The organism is Streptococcus sp. 29887 (assembly GCF_032595075.1).
In the GTDB taxonomy this organism is placed as follows: Bacteria; Bacillota; Bacilli; order Lactobacillales; family Streptococcaceae; genus Streptococcus; species Streptococcus iners.
Map to the genome: position 1 here is coordinate 1,763,497 of NZ_CP118735.1, position 15,633 is coordinate 1,779,129.

Genomic DNA, 15,633 nt, shown 5'->3' on the forward strand with positions numbered 1-15,633 from the left:
CTTCTTTCGAGTACTGGGTTCTATTATAGCATACTTTACTATAAATTACCCAGTAGGGTCTATAAAGTAAAGACATCTTTCGGAAATCTACCTTAGCACAAAAAAGAGGGGACCTCCCCTCCTTCCATTATTCAAATGTTTCAAGATAAAATTCAATCTTATCGCCAGCAGCTAGTTTCAGCTCTTCTGCCCCCTTGTCTGCCATTTGATTATTGATTTTATACATCCAGTAGGTATTAGTACTTGGATTTTGACTAACACCATCAATAGCTGTTACCATGCCATTATCTTCTTCTACTTGATGGTAGTCCTCTAAAACATCCATGACACTATCGCCCTGCTCAGCCTGCACTTCCTGGCTAGCTGTTTTACCGTCTTTGGTAATTTGCAAAGTGACTGTTATCTTGGTTTCAGCTTGTTCTACAGGATTTGCCTGACACGCAGCTAGAACCATTGTCATAAGAAATGTAACAATAAGAAATATTCGTTTCATTTATAAAATCTCCTAAAAATGTAGTCAATAATGGGATAGAACAAGAACGTCGAAATCGCATGAAGGCTATCAAAGAATAAACCATTGAACCAGAAGATAAGAGGTGACAAACCAAATTGCCAAGCAGACAAGATACTAATAATCAGGCCATAAACATAGACCAATAGAGCAGCTAGCATTGACTGTGGCCAGATAGACAATCGCTCCTTGTGCACCAAAGGCCTCACCAAGCACCACCAAAGCAGCTGAACTAGACCGAAGCTAAGCACTTGCCACAGGACTACCGGTCCAAAACCAAAGAGAAGCCCACTTCCAACCATAGTTAAGGTCATAACCAGCCAAGCATCCATCAAGCCCATAAAAGAAAGACTAACAAGGAATATTGCTGTCAAGGGTTTAATATTTGGAAAAGCACCAAAAACAATCCGTAGCACGATGGTTAAGGAAGATAATAGCACTACTCTACTCAAGCGTTTCACTGTATCATGATATTTACCCATATAGCTTTAGACTACCCTATTATAGCTCATCTGTCAATAGTATCTACCTCACATCCTCTTTTCAATATTATTTTTTTGATTTTTTTTACTATTTAAGATAAAATAATAGGGATGAGAAAGAAAATAAATCCAATGGTTGTTATTGGTTTTTTCCTATCTTTTTTTATTCTAATTTCCATAACTGGTGTTCTGGGAAATACTGCCAATAAGAAAGAAACCGTAACAACCCAATCAAGTACAACTGCTAGCTCCAGCTCGAAAAAATCAGGAACAAAGCCTAGCTATCATATCACCAATGCCCTTGAAATGAAACCAATCATTGACGTTTCAGCCTGGCAAAGACCATCCGAGATTGATTACGACACACTAAGCCAGAATATTTCTGGTGCTATCGTCCGTATTCAGAGTGGTTCACATACCAAGAGTGAAAATACAGCCACTGACAAGAATGGACTAGATAAGTCTTTTGCAACCCATATCAAAGAGTTTCAAGCTCGCAATATCCCAGTTGCAGTCTATGCCTATGTAACAGGTAACAGCATTGAAAATATGAAGGAAGAGGCCCGTAGTTTCTATAAGGCTGCCAACCAATACAACCCTACTTTTTATTGGTTAGACGTAGAAGAATACACCATGAATGATATGAATGCTGGTGTAGAAGCCTTCCGCAAGGAGTTGGAAACCCTAGGTGCTAAGAATATCGGTATCTATATCGGGACCTATTTCATGGAGGACCATAGTATCAATGTTGATAAATTTGATGCCATCTGGATACCAACTTACGGGGACGACTCTGGCTACTACAATGCTGCTCCAAATACTGATCTCGACTACGACTTACACCAATATACATCTCGAGGTTATGTCAATGGCTTTGCCCATCATTTAGACCTCAACCTTATCACAACCCTAAAAGATCCTAATGAAGTATATCAAAAACTATTTACAACCCCATAATAAAATGATATACTATTACTAATTTCATATACACAAAGGAGTGCTTCGGCTGAGATCGCTTTTGCGAAATCCTCGAACCTGATCTAGTTAGAACTAGCGTAGGGATTGTGTGCTTTATAGACGGTTACTCTGTCCACTATAAACACTCCTTTGTCCACTAAACAAAGGAGTATTTTTATGTTTCCATCCAAAATGCGTGTGTTAGCTGAAGTAGCTATTTTCTCTGCCATTGCCCTGGTCTTTGACAAGTTCCCTCTCTTTACCATGCCCCAAGGTGGTTCAGTTTCTCTGGTCATGTTACCCATCCTACTCCTTTCTCTTCGCCACGGTTGGCAAATTGGCTTGGTAACCGGTGGAATTGTAGGAACCATTCAACTCTTCTATGGTGGTTACTTTTTAAATATCTTCCAAGTTTTTCTGGACTATGCGCTCTCCTATGCTGGAATTGGTTTAGCAGGATTATTGGCACCGCTTCTCACTAAACATAAGGACCTCAGACAAGCTGCCCTCATCATCAGCCTTTCTGGTTTACTTGGTGGTAGCATTCGACTACTTGCTACCTTCCTATCTGGTATCATCTTCTATGCTGACTACGCTACACCTGGTATGCCTGTCTGGCTCTATTCCTTTACCTATAATATCAGCTATATTCTCCCTTCAACTATCATCGCTTGTATCCTACTCATTCTACTCTATAAAGCAAGACCAAATTTTTACACTCTTTAATCAAAACAGCCTGTCAATTTTTCCTGACAGGCTTTCTTTTTAAACTTTTTACTGGTCTTTATGCTATAATGGGAACGTTATAAATAGATATGGAGGATATTATGACTGCTTGGATTTCAAGAATAATCAAAGGTATGATTATCGCCCTTGGTTTTATTTTACCTGGTGTTTCTGGGGGAGTACTGGCTGCTATCTTGGGAATATATGAACGACTGATTGGATTTTTGGCAAATATTCGCAAGGATTTTAAGGAAAACTTTCTTTTCTTTGTACCTGTTGGTATTGGTGGAATTTTAGGGATTGCTCTCTTTTCTTTCCCTGTTGAATTTCTCTTGCAGCATTTTCAAGTTCCTGTTTTGTGGGCATTTGCAGGAGCAATCATCGGAACCATTCCTAGCTTGGTCAAGGAATCGACACTAAAAAGCCAACGTGATGCGATTGACTGGGCTTGGTTGATTGGAACCTTTATCATTTCAGGACTTTTCCTTTATAATCTCAATAGTCTAGTTGGAACCCTTCCAGCAAACTTCATAAGCTTTGTATTGGCAGGTGCCTTGATTGCTTTGGGTATTCTAGTACCTGGTCTTAGCCCTTCAAACTTACTCTTGATTTTAGGTATCTACACGCCAATGCTCAATGGTTTCAAGTCACTTGATTTGTTGGGGACCTTCTTGCCAATCGCTATTGGTGGAGCCTTAGCAATGGTCGCATTCTCAAAAGCTATGGATCATGCTTTAAAGGCTTACCATTCACGCGTTTACCACTTCATCATCGGAATTGTTTTATCATCTACCCTCTTGATTTTAATTCCGCAAGCTGGCAATGAAGAAGCTATTTCCTATGCTGGTGCAGGATTTGGTACATGGATTTCTGCTGTAGTTCTCTTCATTTTGGGAACATGGCTAGGACTTTGGATGAGCAAATTAGAGGAAAAGTATAAATAATGGCTAAAAAGGTTAAAATCAAAAAAACCTTGGTGGACCAAATGTTAGACAAGGCTAAGATCGATCATGATAGCCTTGTTTTAAATGCCCTTGAAGGCCAATTGCCACCAGGAATTGAAGAAAAAGATATATACAAAACGCTGGCGTTAACAGGTGATAAGACAGGACCTGTCATTGGTATTGTGCCTATTACTGAGCACCTGTCTGAGAAAAAATTAGCCAAAATTTCTGGTAATAAAAAAGTCAGCATGATCCCACAAAAAGACTTGGAAAAGACAACTGGCTATGTTCACGGTGCCAACAATCCTGTCGGTATTCGTCAAAAGCACAACTTCCCAATCTACATTGACCAATCTGCCCTTGAACTTGGTCACTTGATTGTCTCTGCTGGAGAAATTGGTCGGTCGATCAAAATCGATAGCCAGGTTTTAGCTGATTTTGTAAAAGCTGACTTTGCTGATTTGATTGAAGGGAGAGATTAGACTTGAAAATCTATTTTGTCCGTCATGGAAAGACCGAATGGAATTTGGAAGGCCGTTTCCAAGGCGCTTCTGGAGATTCTGCTCTCTTGCCACAAGCTTTTGAAGAGCTGGAATTGCTAGGAAAACACTTGGCAGACCTGCCTTTTGATGCTATTTATTCTAGTGATTTACAACGTGCAACAATCACTGCTGAACAGATTGCCAAAGCCAATCGATATTGTCAAACCGTCCAGACTAGCCCTCAATTACGGGAATGGAGTTTTGGAAAATTGGAAGGAAGTAAGATGTCGATTTTTCGTGCTATCTATCCCAAGCAAGCACGGGCTCTCAAACATAATCTAGCCCTTTTTAACAATGACCTATTTGAAGCCGAAAGCGTTCGCCAGGTAACTCAACGAATGGTGGACTTTGTCCAATCGCTGAAAGGACAAGACATGGAAACAGTCCTCATAGTCAGTCATGGTGCCTTTCTAACCGCTTCTATCCATCGCCTGCTTGGTTTTCCACCAGCCCAACTACGTCACCGAGGTGGTTTGGATAATGCTTCCATTTCCATTTTGGAAACGAAAGACTTTGAACTCTTTACCGAACTGGCTTGGAATGATACCAGCTACAAATCTCACTAAGAAAGCAGTTTCTTGCTTTCTTTTTTGCTGATTTTTTGCCTATTCTATGATAGAATAGAAAGAACAGACTTTGGAGGAATGAAATTTTTATGTCAACTGAACATTTTGAAGAATTAAATGACCAACAGATTGTCCGTCGTGAAAAAATGACGGCTCTTGCTGAACAGGGCATTGACCCATTTGGAAAACGTTTTGAGCGTTCTACCAACTCAGCTGAATTGAAGGCCCAGTACGAAGACAAATCAAAAGAAGACTTAGAAGAATTGGGCCAAACAGCTATCATCGCAGGTCGTATCATGACCAAGCGTGGTAAGGGTAAAGCGGGTTTTGCTCACATTCAAGACCGCGAAGGCCAGATTCAAATCTACGTTCGTAAGGATGATGTTGGCGAAGAAAATTATGAAATCTTCAAAAAAGCAGACCTTGGTGACTTTATCGGTGTCGAGGGAGATGTCTTCAAGACCAACGTTGGTGAGTTGTCTATCCATGCTCGCAAGTTAACTCACCTGTCTAAAGCGCTCCGCCCATTGCCAGAAAAATTCCACGGATTGACAGACATCGAGACCCGCTACCGCAAGCGTTATTTGGACTTGATTACCAACCGTGAGAGCTTTGACCGCTTTGTGACCCGCTCAAAAATCATCTCAGAAATCCGCCGTTACCTTGACGGACTTGGTTTCTTGGAAGTGGAAACACCTGTCCTTCACAACGAAGCTGGTGGTGCTGCAGCTCGTCCATTCATCACCCACCACAATGCCCAAAACATTGATATGGTCCTTCGTATCGCGACAGAACTCCACCTCAAACGCTTGATCGTCGGCGGTATGGAACGCGTTTATGAAATTGGTCGTATCTTCCGTAACGAAGGCATGGATGCGACCCACAACCCTGAGTTCACTTCCATTGAGGTTTACCAAGCCTACGCGGATTACTTGGACATCATGGACTTGACTGAGGGCATTATCCAGCACACTGCCAAGGCTGTTGTCGGCGATGGTCCTGTGACCTATCAAGATACTGTCATTAACATCCACGAGCCTTTCAAGCGAATTCACATGGTTGATGCTATTAAGGAACAAACTGGCGTGGACTTCTGGCAAGAGATGAGCTTCGAGGAAGCTAAAGCCCTTGCAGCTGAACACAAGGTCCCTGTGGAAAAACACCATACAGAAGTTGGTCAAATCATCAACAGCTTCTTTGAAGAATACGTTGAAGCAACTCTTATCCAACCAACCTTTGTCTATGGTCACCCAGTAGCCGTATCTCCACTGGCTAAGAAAAACGATGAAGACCCACGCTTCACAGACCGCTTCGAGCTCTTCATCATGACCAAGGAATATGGAAACGCCTTTACAGAATTGAACGACCCAATCGACCAATTGGAACGCTTTGAAGCCCAAGCCAAAGCTAAAGAACTCGGTGACGACGAAGCGACAGGCGTTGACTACGACTACATCGAAGCCCTCGAATACGGTATGCCACCAACAGGCGGCCTGGGAATCGGTATCGACCGCCTCTGCATGCTCTTGACAGACACCACTACTATTCGGGATGTACTCCTATTTCCTACAATGAAGTAAGCAAGAGTAGCTTGCTAGGTTTGTTTTCACTAGAATGTACCAATCGCTTTCAAATTTCTTGGCGATTGGCTGACAAGGTCTCCCAGACCTTGTCACTCCCGACGATGAAATAAAAATTACAAACTGTTTAACACCGTTCCTTAAAACACTCTTGGAAATTCCAAGAGTGTTTCAGAATGAAGACAAAGTCGTTAGAATTATATTTCTAACGGCTTTTTCATATGTAAAGTAGTATAATAGAGATAGGAATACTAGCTAATAAGCAGAGGGAGAATCGCTATGTTACACAAAGAAAATCCAGACTACAATCGCGGTCAATTTGGTTTCTACAGTTTAGATGACCTTGTTCCTCAAGATCATCTCCTTCGTCAAATAGAGGAAGCTATTGACTTCTCCTTTATCTATGACTTAGTCGCAGATAGCTATAGCGATGATACAGGGCGTCCTAGTCTTGACCCTATTCTGCTCATTAAAATTCCAATCCTTCAGTGTCTCTTCGGCATTCGTTCCATGCGTCAAACCATTAAGGAAATCGAAGTCAATACTGCCTACCGTTGGTTTCTTGGTCTTCGACTGGATGATAAGGTGCCTCATTTCACTACCTACGGAAAGAACTATGTCCGTCGTTTTCAAGATAGACAAGTTATTGAAGGCATTTTCACCCATATCTTAGGTCTCTGCGTCAATGCAGGCTTCATAGATCCAACAGAAATTTTCATTGACGGTACCCATATCAAGGCTGCGGCGAATAATCGTAAATTCATCAATCGTGAAATTGAAAAGCAAGCCAAGTTTATGAGTGACCAGCTAGAGATTGAAATTAACAGGGATAGAGAAAAGCATGCAAAAAAGCCGCTAGGGCCCGCAAAAGAGGAGGGACCCATCGCTAAGAAAATTTCTACAACTGACCCTGAAAGTGGCTGGTTTCATAAAGGGGACCATAAGGAAGTATTTGCTTATACAGCTCAGGTTGCTTGTGACAAGCATGGTTGGGCTCTGGCTTATAGCGTGGAGGCTGGCAATGTCCATGACAGCCAGGCCTTTCCTGTACTCTTCGCTAAACTCCAACCCTTTCAGCCTAGCTTTCTCGTTGCCGATTCTGGCTATAAGACCCCAAGTATCGCTCGCTTCCTCCTAGAACAAGAGATTACTCCAGTCTTTCCGTATACACGACCGAAAGGAAAGAAAGGGAAACTACGCTCGAAGGATTTTGTCTATGATGAATACTATGACTGTTATATCTGTCCTGAGAATCAGGTCTTAACCTATCGCACTACAACCAGAGAAGGTTATCGGGAATATAAGAGTGACTCAGCTATCTGTGCTACTTGTCCACTTCTATCAATTTGTACAGAAAGCAAGAACAAGCAGAAAGTGGTAACTCGACACATTTGGAAAGAGGCTTTAGAAAGCTGTGAAGAGATTCGGCACAGGAAAGGTATGAAGGAGCTCTACCAGAAGCGGAAAGAAACCATTGAACGCCTCTTTGGGACAGCCAAAGAGTACCACAATCTTCGTTACACAAGAGAGAAAGGCAAGTCCAAAATGGAGGATAAGGTTGGACTGACTTTGGCGTGTTTAAATCTCAAGAAATTGGTAAAAATGAGGGCAGGGAAGCCTTTTTATTTTGTCCAAATAGCCACTATTCTGGCAAAAAGACGGACTATCAGACCAATAAACAGAAAAAGACAAACATCAAGCGAGATGTTTGTCTTCATTCTGAAACACTCTTGGAAATTCCAAGAGTGTTTTTGCATGCAAAAAATCCCGACCACATGGTCAGGATTTTCAGGAGATTATGAAAAATATTTAGGATTGACTATAGTATAACCTAATCTCATCCTTCTCTCATCAGTCTTAGGACTGATTCTCTTCTTTTTTTGCAAAATAATCTCGGACAATTGGCGCAACTTCTTTTCCGTAGAGTTCAATGGCACGGAGGACATCCTCGTATGGCATGGAGCCGATTGGGAGATGGAGGAAGAAACGGTCCAAGTCAAGTGTTTCAATAGTCTTGATAATTTTTTCAGCGACTCGTTTTGGATCTCCGACGATGGTTGCTCCTTCGTCTGTCAGAGAGTAGAGATATTGCGCCTTGGTCATCTCACTCCAATGTGGGCGGTCTTTGGCAATATTGTCCGTAATTACTTTGGTTGGATGATAGTATTCTTCCACAGCCTTGTCATGGTCGTCTGCAATCCAACCCCAAGAATGAGCTGCAACCTTTGTTTTCTTCGGATCGTGACCTGAGTTACGAGCAACCTTACGATAGGCATCGACTAAAGGTTTAAAGCGATGGGCACCTGCACCAATGACTGCATACACGATTGGCAGGCCTTTCTTAGCAATTTTGATGGTGGACTCTACATTGCCCCCAGTTGCCACCCAAATGGGAAAATCTTCTTGTACAGGACGCGGATAAACAGGCTTGTTATCGACAGACTGAGTAAAATGTCCATCCCACTTGAGATTGGTTTCCTTGTCGATTTCCAAAAGCATATCCAGCTTCTCATCGAACAACTCCTCATAGTCGGCCAAGTCATAGCCAAACAAGGGGAAGGACTCCGTAAAGGAACCACGACCCGCCATGATTTCCGCTCTGCCATTTGACAAAGCATCAATGGTGGTATATTGCTGATAAAGCCTTACAGGGTCCATGGAGGAAAGGATTGAAACTGCTGATGTTAGTTTGATATGCTTGGTATTGACGGCACCAGCTGCCAACACAATCTCAGGTGCAGAAACCGCAAAATCTTCGCGATGATGTTCCCCAATCCCATAGACATCCAGACCCACTGCATCTGCTAGCTCAATTTCTTTGACCAGCTGCTGAATCCGCTCAGCGTGACTGTATGGCATACCTGTCTTTTCAAGAGGGGTTGTTTCTCCAAATGTTGAAATACCTAATTCTACCATGATGTGTTCTCCTTTAAAATCACTATTTCTTAATTGATGCGTTTATTTTATCTCTAATTAGTGATAAAGTCAATCGATTTGCTCAAAATAATAAAACGACTAGGAAAACCTAATCGTTTTACATCTTATTCGTAACGTAAGGCCTCAATCGGATCCAACTTAGAAGCCTTGCTGGCTGGTAGAACACCAAAGACAATACCAATTACTGCTGAGAAGACTAAACTTCCTAGAACAGCCGGAAGGGAAATTTCAGCCGTCATATTTGGTCCCATGGCTTTGGTGGTATTGAGAATAAATACAATTGTTTGAGCAATCATCAATCCAATAGCGCCACCCAAGGTAGTCAATACCATGGCTTCAATCAAGAACTGCATAAGGATATTCCCACGAGTTGCTCCTAGAGCTTTACGAAGACCGATTTCACGGGTCCGCTCAGTAACAGATACCAGCATAATGTTCATAACACCGATACCACCTACAAGAAGTGAAATTCCTGCAACGGAACCGATAAACATGGTAACCCCTGCCATTTCAGTCCTATAGGTATCCAACATAGCGGACATGTCATAGATGTCATAGCGAGCTTCCTTCAGACCTGTAATATTGGTCAAATAGGCAGCTGCAGCCTGTCCAACCTCAGCAGCTCTGCTCAGATCTTCCACATGAACATACAGACCACTATTTTCTTTAGTCCCCATTTCAGCAGCCAGCTGTGTATTGGTCATAATGGCATTTCCTCCAGAGTTGAATCCATAGAGGGAAGTACCTGCTTTGGGATCTTTGTAAACACCAACTACAAGGTAAGAATTGGCATTGACACTCACTACTTGGTTGAGTGCCGATTCTTGTGAACCGAAGAGTTTCTCTGCCAGAGCTACATCCAACATGATAATACGGGAAAATTGGCTGTAATCGTTAGCTGTGAAACGACGACCAGTCAAGATTTCTAATTCCTTTATGTCAAAATAGGGTTGACTAACGCCAGTAATAAAGACATTATCAGCTTGCGTATTTCCTGCTGCTACAGTCGAGGTGCTTGAAGAACTAATATAGTAGCCGCTAAGCCCATCGATTTCCAAAAGTCCCTTTAACATAGCATCTGTCAAATCAGGTTCTTCTTCCATGGATAGCTCACCACCACCAACGCTTCCAAGCATCCCCATTGAAGCAGCACCTTCTGAAGCTACATAAGGCGTAAAATAGACCTGAACATTATTCTGATCGCCTGCCAAGGCCTTTTCGAATCTCTTAGACACCCCAGTCCCTAAAGCTACAATGATAACAACTGAAGCCACACCGATGATAATACCTAACATGGTCAAGAGAGAACGCATTTTGTGGGCTAGGATAGATTTTAGGGCAAATTTCCAGTTTTCCATCTACACATCCTCCCTTCGACTATCTTCGGTAATAATGCCATCGCGTAGGACAATTTTACGTTTGGCATAGGCAGCAATCTCAGGCTCGTGTGTAACCATAATAATGGTCTTACCTTCATTATTCAACTCTGTCAAGAGTTCCATGATTTGCTCACCTGTTTTAGTATCCAAGGCTCCAGTAGGCTCATCCGCCAGAATAATAGCTGGTGTATTGACCAAGGCACGTGCAATGGCCACCCGCTGTTTCTGTCCACCTGATAATTCTGACGGTAGGTGGGTCATCCGTTCCGCCAATTCGACTTTTTCTAAGTATCGCTTGGCTAATTTTTTCCGTTGATTGGCTGGAACCCCTGCATAAATCAAAGGTAACTCAACATTTTGAAGGGCATTGAGTTTAGAGAGTAAGAAGAATTGTTGGAAGACAAAACCGATCTGGTCATTACGAACGGAAGCTAATTTCTTCTCAGACAGTTGACTGACTTCTTCTCCCTCCAACCAATAGTTTCCTGTTGTAGACCGATCCAAAAGCCCGATAATATTCATCAGGGTGGATTTCCCTGAACCAGATGGTCCCATTATAGCAAGAAACTCACCTTCTTCCACCTCTAAATCGATATCTTTGAGGACACGAAGTTCTTGGTCACCATTTTTATAGGATTTATTTATATTGGTTAATCTAATTAGCTGGTTCTTCATAGGCTTCAACCTCTTTTCCTTCTTCAAGGTCTGGAGTTGGAATGGTGATGACCTGATCTCCTACTGCAATACCGGCGGTCACCTCTTGGTTGAGAGCATCAGCATTTCCCAACGTTACTTCCACTTTTTTAGCTTTCCCTTCAACAATGGTCCATACAAAGTTTTTTTCGCCTTCTGGCACAACTGCTGTTACTGGAATTAAAATATGGTTGGTAGTATTGACCACTTCAATATTGACAGTGAAACCTTGTTTCAATTCACCCAATTCACTAGTCAAGGCAGCTTTAAAAGGATACTTGGCACCTGAACCACCACCTGCACCTGCTACTGCACTTGTAGCTTGTTCTGTCGATGGATAGTTAGAAATGTAGGTAATCTTACCAGTCCATGTCTTATCTGGATAAACCTTACTGGTCAATTTTACTTCTTGGTCAACTGCAATGTTAGCCAAATCATACTCCGTTAAATTACCTGTAACTTGTAGGCTACCTTGGTTAACGATATGAACAACGGTCTGGCTAGTTGTCGAGCTTTTGGCAACCGATTTATTGACCTCAACCACTGTACCTGCGACAGTGCTGTAAATAGTTGCTTCTGTCAATGCTGTATAGGCCTTGTCCACAGCTGCTTGGGCATCAGCATAGGAATCATTCAAATCTGCTAATTGAGAATCTACGGAGCGTTGCGCTGCTGCAGTGGCTGCTTCATCAGCCACCGCGTCACCTGTTTCTTGAACAGTTTGACCATTATTTTTCAAATCGTAAATCTGACGCCCAATCTTATCCCGACCTCGCACAGCTGTATCTAGGGCTGCCTGTAATTCTGTCGCATCATAACTAACCAAAGGAGTTCCGACTTCTACTTGAGTGCCTGGCTCAACCAAGACCTCACTCAAATCACCCTTGGACGCATCATAGTAAACATACTGTTCTTCCGCAGCTGAGATGGTTCCTGTCAAGAGGGTAGATGAAGCAATTGATCCCTCTTTAGCTACTGTATAGGTCAAACTGGTCGCAACTTGCTCTGTGGAAGTTGGTGAGGAACCACCTAATACACCTCCAAATACTAAGGCACCACCAATTAAGGCAATAGCCGCAACACCGAGACCACTAAACAAAGCAATTTTAGCCTTCTTTGTCTTTAACATATGATACTCCTTTTCTAATTCAAAACATATTTATTTTGTATTGTCTTTATAATACACGAATACACGTTTTTTTGCAAGTGTTTTCTTAATCATTTTACAAAAAGTTCGGTATTTTTCCTACTTACATTTTTGTAAGAGAACGTAGCGGATTTTTGATTGATAATTAAAAAAACGATAGAATGAAGATAATGATCATTTAGAGGAGAAAAACTCATGAAAGAATTTGATATTATTGCCATTGGTGGAGGTAGCGGCGGTATTGCTACTATGAACCGTGCTGCTATCTATGGGGCTAAGGCTGCTGTGATCGAAGGGAGCCATCTTGGCGGAACCTGTGTTAACCTTGGCTGTGTTCCTAAAAAAATCATGTGGTACGGCTCTCAAGTGGCAGAAGCCATTCATCACTATGGACCAGAGTATGGTTTTACCAGCCAGGATGTAACATTTGATTTTGCTACCTTGCGAAAAAACCGTGAAGCCTATATCGAACGTTCTCGTACTTCTTATGGCAATACTTTTAACAATAATGGTGTACAAGTAATCAAAGGTTTTGCCAAGTTTGTCGATGCTCAAACGGTGGAAGTCAATGGTGAGCTCATTCGTGCCAAACACATCGTCATTGCAACTGGTGCTAAGCCTGCTGTGCCAAACATTCCAGGAAGTGAACTAGGCATTGTATCTGATGATGTCTTTGTCTGGGAAGAATTACCTACTTCTGTGGCAGTTATTGGAGCCGGCTATATCGCTGTGGAAATGGCTGGACTTCTCCACGGATTAGGTGTCCAAACTGACCTCTTTGTTCGTGGCAATCGACCTCTTCGCAACTTCGATAGCTATATCATCCAAGCTCTTATGGAAGAAATGGAGCGGACCAATCTTCCTCTCCATACAGGAAAAACACCGGTCAGCCTTGAAAAAACAGAGGACGGTCTTATTCAAATTAACTTTGAAGATGGAAGTAGCCATACTGCCCAAGAGGTTCTCTGGGCAATTGGTCGTAAACCAAATGTGAAGCAGCTCAATCTTGAAGCAGCTGGTGTGCAACTAACACCGTCTGGCCATATCGCTGTGGATGAATACCAAGAAACTGGTGTCCCTGGCATCTATGCTCTTGGTGATGTGACAGGTGAAAAAGAGTTGACACCCGTAGCCATCAAGGCTGGTCGCTTATTGGCAGAACGCCTCTTCAACAATAAACCGAATGCAAAAATGGATTATACAAACATTCCTACTGTTGTTTTTTCTCATCCTGCTATCGGAACAGTTGGCTTAACCGAAGAAGAAGCCATCGCCCAATACGGTCAAGAACAGGTAAAAGTCTATACTTCAGCCTTTACTTCCATGTACACAGCTCTAGCAAACAATCGCCAAATGGCTAAGTTTAAGTTGGTCACAGTTGGCGAGAATGAACAGGTCGTCGGTTTACACGGAATTGGCTATGGTGTCGATGAAATGATCCAAGGTTTCTCCGTTGCCATTAAGATGGGAGCAAGCAAGGAAGAATTTGATGCCGTTGTGGCCATCCATCCGACTGGCTCAGAAGAATTCGTTACCATGCGTTAATACTCTTCGAAAATCAAAAGCAAACGTTGTTGACTTGATTTGATGAACTTCAGTTCTATCTGCATCTGCGTCGCCTAGTCTGCTTTTGATTTTCATTGAGTATAAGAAAAAAAGGCCAGACAAGTGTAGGTAAGTACACTGTCCGGCTTTTTCTTATGGTAAAATAGCTATGGCACGCACTGGCGACCCCGAGGCCTTTTCCCAATGTGGAAAGGCAATAGAAATCAAGGCTCCTGTTGCTGGCACCTGGTCCAAATTATTCAAGACTTCCAACTGATAAATGTCTTTGGACAAGAGATAGTATTCTTCTAGCAAGCTTCCACCATGCTTAGCGGCAGATAAACCTGAATCCGTATCCAGCGTTTCGTGTCCAACGGCCTTTACCTTACGCACTTCAATCAAGTATTGCAAGGCCTCATGGCTCCAACCTGGTGTATGCTGTACCCCTTGGTCATCCAAGTTTCGCACAGCATCCTGACTTGGCCAACGTTTTGACCAATCCGAACGAAAAGCAACAAAAGATTCAGGTGCAATTGGACCATGCTCAGCCTCAAAATCCAAAATATCCTGTTTAGTAATCTCATAGTCATTATTGGCAGCAACCGCGTCTGACTTATCAATCACATAAAGGGGCAAGAGCAGGTCTTTCAAGTCAATCTCATCTAAATAGCGAGCCCCTTCTACAAAGTGAATAGGCGGATCGATATGGGTACCGTACTGACCTACAACTGTAAATTGTTCGACAAAAAATCCGTCTTTGTGAGTAAACAAGGCCTTTTTCTCCAAGGCTGGAAGAGCTGGAAAATGCGGGCTATACTCATTGATTTGATGGGTCAAGTCCACCCATGTTTTTGATTTAAGAGTACGGTAAATTTCAAGTAGTTCTGACATGGCAATTCTCGCTTTCTTTTTCTTATCATTCTAGCACGAAATGACTAAGCCTACTAATATATATTTTTTATCCCCAGCTATAAATAAAAACTATAAGACTGTGACAGCAGATAGAAGAAGCATTGACTTTCACGACTAGAATGTCTATAATTTTGTTAACCTAAAAAAATATAAAGGATAACAAAATGACAAACCATTCTACGAAATCTCTTGTTTACATCGCTATCGGAACAGCTATCATTGCTGCCCTGTCACAAGTCAGCCTGTCTATCGGGCCTGTTCCCTTTACTCTACAGACCTTGGCTATCGGCTTAGTAGCTTGTTTATACAAGCCGAAAGAAGCCATTGCAAGTTTAGCCCTTTATCTAACTCTAGGCGCTATCGGCCTTCCTGTCTTTGCTGGTTTTTCAGGCGGATTCGCTGCTCTTTTCGGACCAACAGCCGGCTTTTTATGGGGCTTCCTAGTCTATGCTGCTATTACTTCTGTCCTCACCAAGTCAACTTCCTCACCCGTGACTGTTTTCTCAGCTTGCCTTCTCGGAACAGCAAGTTGCTTCCTTTTAGGCTGTTTGGTCTTTAAGTTTGTTTCAGGAGCGAGCTGGTCAGATACATTGGCATGGACGGTTCTACCCTTTATCCTTCCAGATTTGGCAAAAATTACCTTAGTTACTGTCTGCCACAGCCTTCTCCAGCCCATTACAAAAAAAGAAGCCTTTTTCTCTTAGGCTTCTTT

The 15,633-nt window shown here is 42.4% G+C and carries 15 protein-coding genes, 1 pseudogene and 1 riboswitch; of the genes and pseudogenes, 9 read left to right on the forward strand and 7 right to left on the reverse strand.

The window, feature by feature from the left end; translation table 11 throughout:
* Positions 1-127: 127 nt before the first annotated feature.
* Positions 128-493 (reverse strand): DUF4430 domain-containing protein, encoded by a 366-nt coding sequence (locus tag PW252_RS08545; protein ID WP_248051080.1) that lies wholly within the window; start codon positions 491-493, stop codon positions 128-130.
* Entirely contained in the window at positions 490-993 is a 504-nt protein-coding gene (locus tag PW252_RS08550; protein WP_248051081.1) for a hypothetical protein, read from the reverse strand. The genes PW252_RS08545 and PW252_RS08550 overlap by 4 nt, the downstream gene beginning before the upstream one ends.
* Before the next feature lie 111 nt (positions 994-1,104).
* Between PW252_RS08550 and PW252_RS08555 the strand changes: the two genes are divergently transcribed.
* The 7 genes and pseudogenes from PW252_RS08555 to PW252_RS08585 all read left to right on the forward strand — a co-directional run bounded on the left by PW252_RS08555 (position 1,105) and on the right by PW252_RS08585 (position 8,110).
* Positions 1,105-1,950, forward strand: coding sequence for a glycoside hydrolase family 25 protein (locus PW252_RS08555; RefSeq protein WP_172024325.1), 846 nt, complete (start codon positions 1,105-1,107; stop codon positions 1,948-1,950).
* 26 nt (positions 1,951-1,976) lie between these two features.
* Positions 1,977-2,072: riboswitch (TPP riboswitch) on the forward strand.
* A 55-nt stretch (positions 2,073-2,127) separates the two neighbouring features.
* Positions 2,128-2,676, forward strand: coding sequence for an energy-coupled thiamine transporter ThiT (gene thiT / locus PW252_RS08560; protein WP_248051083.1), 549 nt, complete (start codon positions 2,128-2,130; stop codon positions 2,674-2,676).
* A 101-nt stretch (positions 2,677-2,777) separates the two neighbouring features.
* Positions 2,778-3,620: a DUF368 domain-containing protein gene (locus tag PW252_RS08565; RefSeq protein WP_248051085.1), complete on the forward strand. Its 843-nt coding sequence runs from the start codon at positions 2,778-2,780 to the stop codon at positions 3,618-3,620.
* On the forward strand, positions 3,620-4,102 hold the full coding sequence (locus tag PW252_RS08570) for an aminoacyl-tRNA deacylase (protein ID WP_248051087.1): 483 nt from the start codon (positions 3,620-3,622) through the stop codon (positions 4,100-4,102). Before PW252_RS08565 ends, PW252_RS08570 begins: the two co-directional genes overlap by 1 nt.
* A 2-nt stretch (positions 4,103-4,104) precedes the next feature.
* The gene (locus PW252_RS08575; RefSeq protein ID WP_248051090.1) at positions 4,105-4,728 is read left to right on the forward strand and encodes a histidine phosphatase family protein; all 624 of its coding nucleotides are present in this window, start codon (positions 4,105-4,107) and stop codon (positions 4,726-4,728) included.
* An 89-nt stretch (positions 4,729-4,817) separates the two neighbouring features.
* Positions 4,818-6,308, forward strand: coding sequence for a lysine--tRNA ligase (gene lysS, locus PW252_RS08580; RefSeq protein WP_248051092.1), 1,491 nt, complete (start codon positions 4,818-4,820; stop codon positions 6,306-6,308).
* A 279-nt stretch (positions 6,309-6,587) separates the two neighbouring features.
* Positions 6,588-8,110 (forward strand): annotated as a pseudogene (locus PW252_RS08585) (IS1182 family transposase).
* A gap of 55 nt (positions 8,111-8,165) precedes the next feature.
* Here PW252_RS08585 and PW252_RS08590 read toward each other — a convergent pair.
* The 4 genes from PW252_RS08590 to PW252_RS08605 all read right to left on the reverse strand — a co-directional run bounded on the left by PW252_RS08590 (position 8,166) and on the right by PW252_RS08605 (position 12,446).
* Positions 8,166-9,224 (reverse strand): LLM class flavin-dependent oxidoreductase, encoded by a 1,059-nt coding sequence (locus tag PW252_RS08590; protein ID WP_248051540.1) that lies wholly within the window; start codon positions 9,222-9,224, stop codon positions 8,166-8,168.
* Positions 9,225-9,349: 125 nt separating this feature from the next.
* Positions 9,350-10,603, reverse strand: a complete 1,254-nt coding sequence (locus PW252_RS08595) for an ABC transporter permease (protein WP_105118703.1) — start codon at positions 10,601-10,603, stop codon at positions 9,350-9,352.
* Positions 10,604-11,299, reverse strand: a complete 696-nt coding sequence (locus PW252_RS08600) for an ABC transporter ATP-binding protein (RefSeq protein ID WP_044673217.1) — start codon at positions 11,297-11,299, stop codon at positions 10,604-10,606.
* Positions 11,280-12,446: an efflux RND transporter periplasmic adaptor subunit gene (locus PW252_RS08605; RefSeq protein WP_248051537.1), complete on the reverse strand. Its 1,167-nt coding sequence runs from the start codon at positions 12,444-12,446 to the stop codon at positions 11,280-11,282. The genes PW252_RS08600 and PW252_RS08605 overlap by 20 nt, the downstream gene beginning before the upstream one ends.
* Before the next feature lie 213 nt (positions 12,447-12,659).
* On the opposite strand from PW252_RS08605, the gene gorA reads away from it, so the two are divergent.
* Positions 12,660-14,009 carry a glutathione-disulfide reductase gene (gene gorA, locus PW252_RS08610; RefSeq protein ID WP_248051533.1) on the forward strand — a complete coding sequence of 450 codons (1,350 nt, stop codon included), beginning with the start codon at positions 12,660-12,662 and terminating at the stop codon, positions 14,007-14,009.
* Between the two features lie 153 nt (positions 14,010-14,162).
* Here gorA and PW252_RS08615 read toward each other — a convergent pair whose 3' ends face one another.
* On the reverse strand, positions 14,163-14,900 hold the full coding sequence (locus PW252_RS08615; protein WP_248051530.1) for a cyclase family protein: 738 nt from the start codon (positions 14,898-14,900) through the stop codon (positions 14,163-14,165).
* 185 nt (positions 14,901-15,085) lie between these two features.
* Here PW252_RS08615 and PW252_RS08620 point away from each other — a divergent pair, with 185 nt between their 5' ends.
* On the forward strand, positions 15,086-15,625 hold the full coding sequence (locus PW252_RS08620; protein WP_248051527.1) for a biotin transporter BioY: 540 nt from the start codon (positions 15,086-15,088) through the stop codon (positions 15,623-15,625).
* Positions 15,626-15,633 lie beyond the last annotated feature (8 nt).

Bases quoted from the DNA above. Each gene is read 5' to 3' on its own strand.
- PW252_RS08545 (WP_248051080.1), bottom strand. From the start codon at position 493: ATGAAACGAATATTTCTTATTGTTACATTTCTTATGACAATGGTTCTA.
- PW252_RS08550 (WP_248051081.1), bottom strand. From the start codon at position 993: ATGGGTAAATATCATGATACAGTGAAACGCTTGAGTAGAGTAGTGCTA.
- PW252_RS08555 (WP_172024325.1), top strand. From the start codon at position 1,105: ATGAGAAAGAAAATAAATCCAATGGTTGTTATTGGTTTTTTCCTATCT.
- thiT (WP_248051083.1), top strand. From the start codon at position 2,128: ATGTTTCCATCCAAAATGCGTGTGTTAGCTGAAGTAGCTATTTTCTCT.
- PW252_RS08565 (WP_248051085.1), top strand. From the start codon at position 2,778: ATGACTGCTTGGATTTCAAGAATAATCAAAGGTATGATTATCGCCCTT.
- PW252_RS08570 (WP_248051087.1), top strand. From the start codon at position 3,620: ATGGCTAAAAAGGTTAAAATCAAAAAAACCTTGGTGGACCAAATGTTA.
- lysS (WP_248051092.1), top strand. From the start codon at position 4,818: ATGTCAACTGAACATTTTGAAGAATTAAATGACCAACAGATTGTCCGT.
- PW252_RS08590 (WP_248051540.1), bottom strand. From the start codon at position 9,224: ATGGTAGAATTAGGTATTTCAACATTTGGAGAAACAACCCCTCTTGAA.
- PW252_RS08595 (WP_105118703.1), bottom strand. From the start codon at position 10,603: ATGGAAAACTGGAAATTTGCCCTAAAATCTATCCTAGCCCACAAAATG.
- PW252_RS08600 (WP_044673217.1), bottom strand. From the start codon at position 11,299: ATGAAGAACCAGCTAATTAGATTAACCAATATAAATAAATCCTATAAA.
- PW252_RS08605 (WP_248051537.1), bottom strand. From the start codon at position 12,446: ATGTTAAAGACAAAGAAGGCTAAAATTGCTTTGTTTAGTGGTCTCGGT.
- gorA (WP_248051533.1), top strand. From the start codon at position 12,660: ATGAAAGAATTTGATATTATTGCCATTGGTGGAGGTAGCGGCGGTATT.
- PW252_RS08615 (WP_248051530.1), bottom strand. From the start codon at position 14,900: ATGTCAGAACTACTTGAAATTTACCGTACTCTTAAATCAAAAACATGG.
- PW252_RS08620 (WP_248051527.1), top strand. From the start codon at position 15,086: ATGACAAACCATTCTACGAAATCTCTTGTTTACATCGCTATCGGAACA.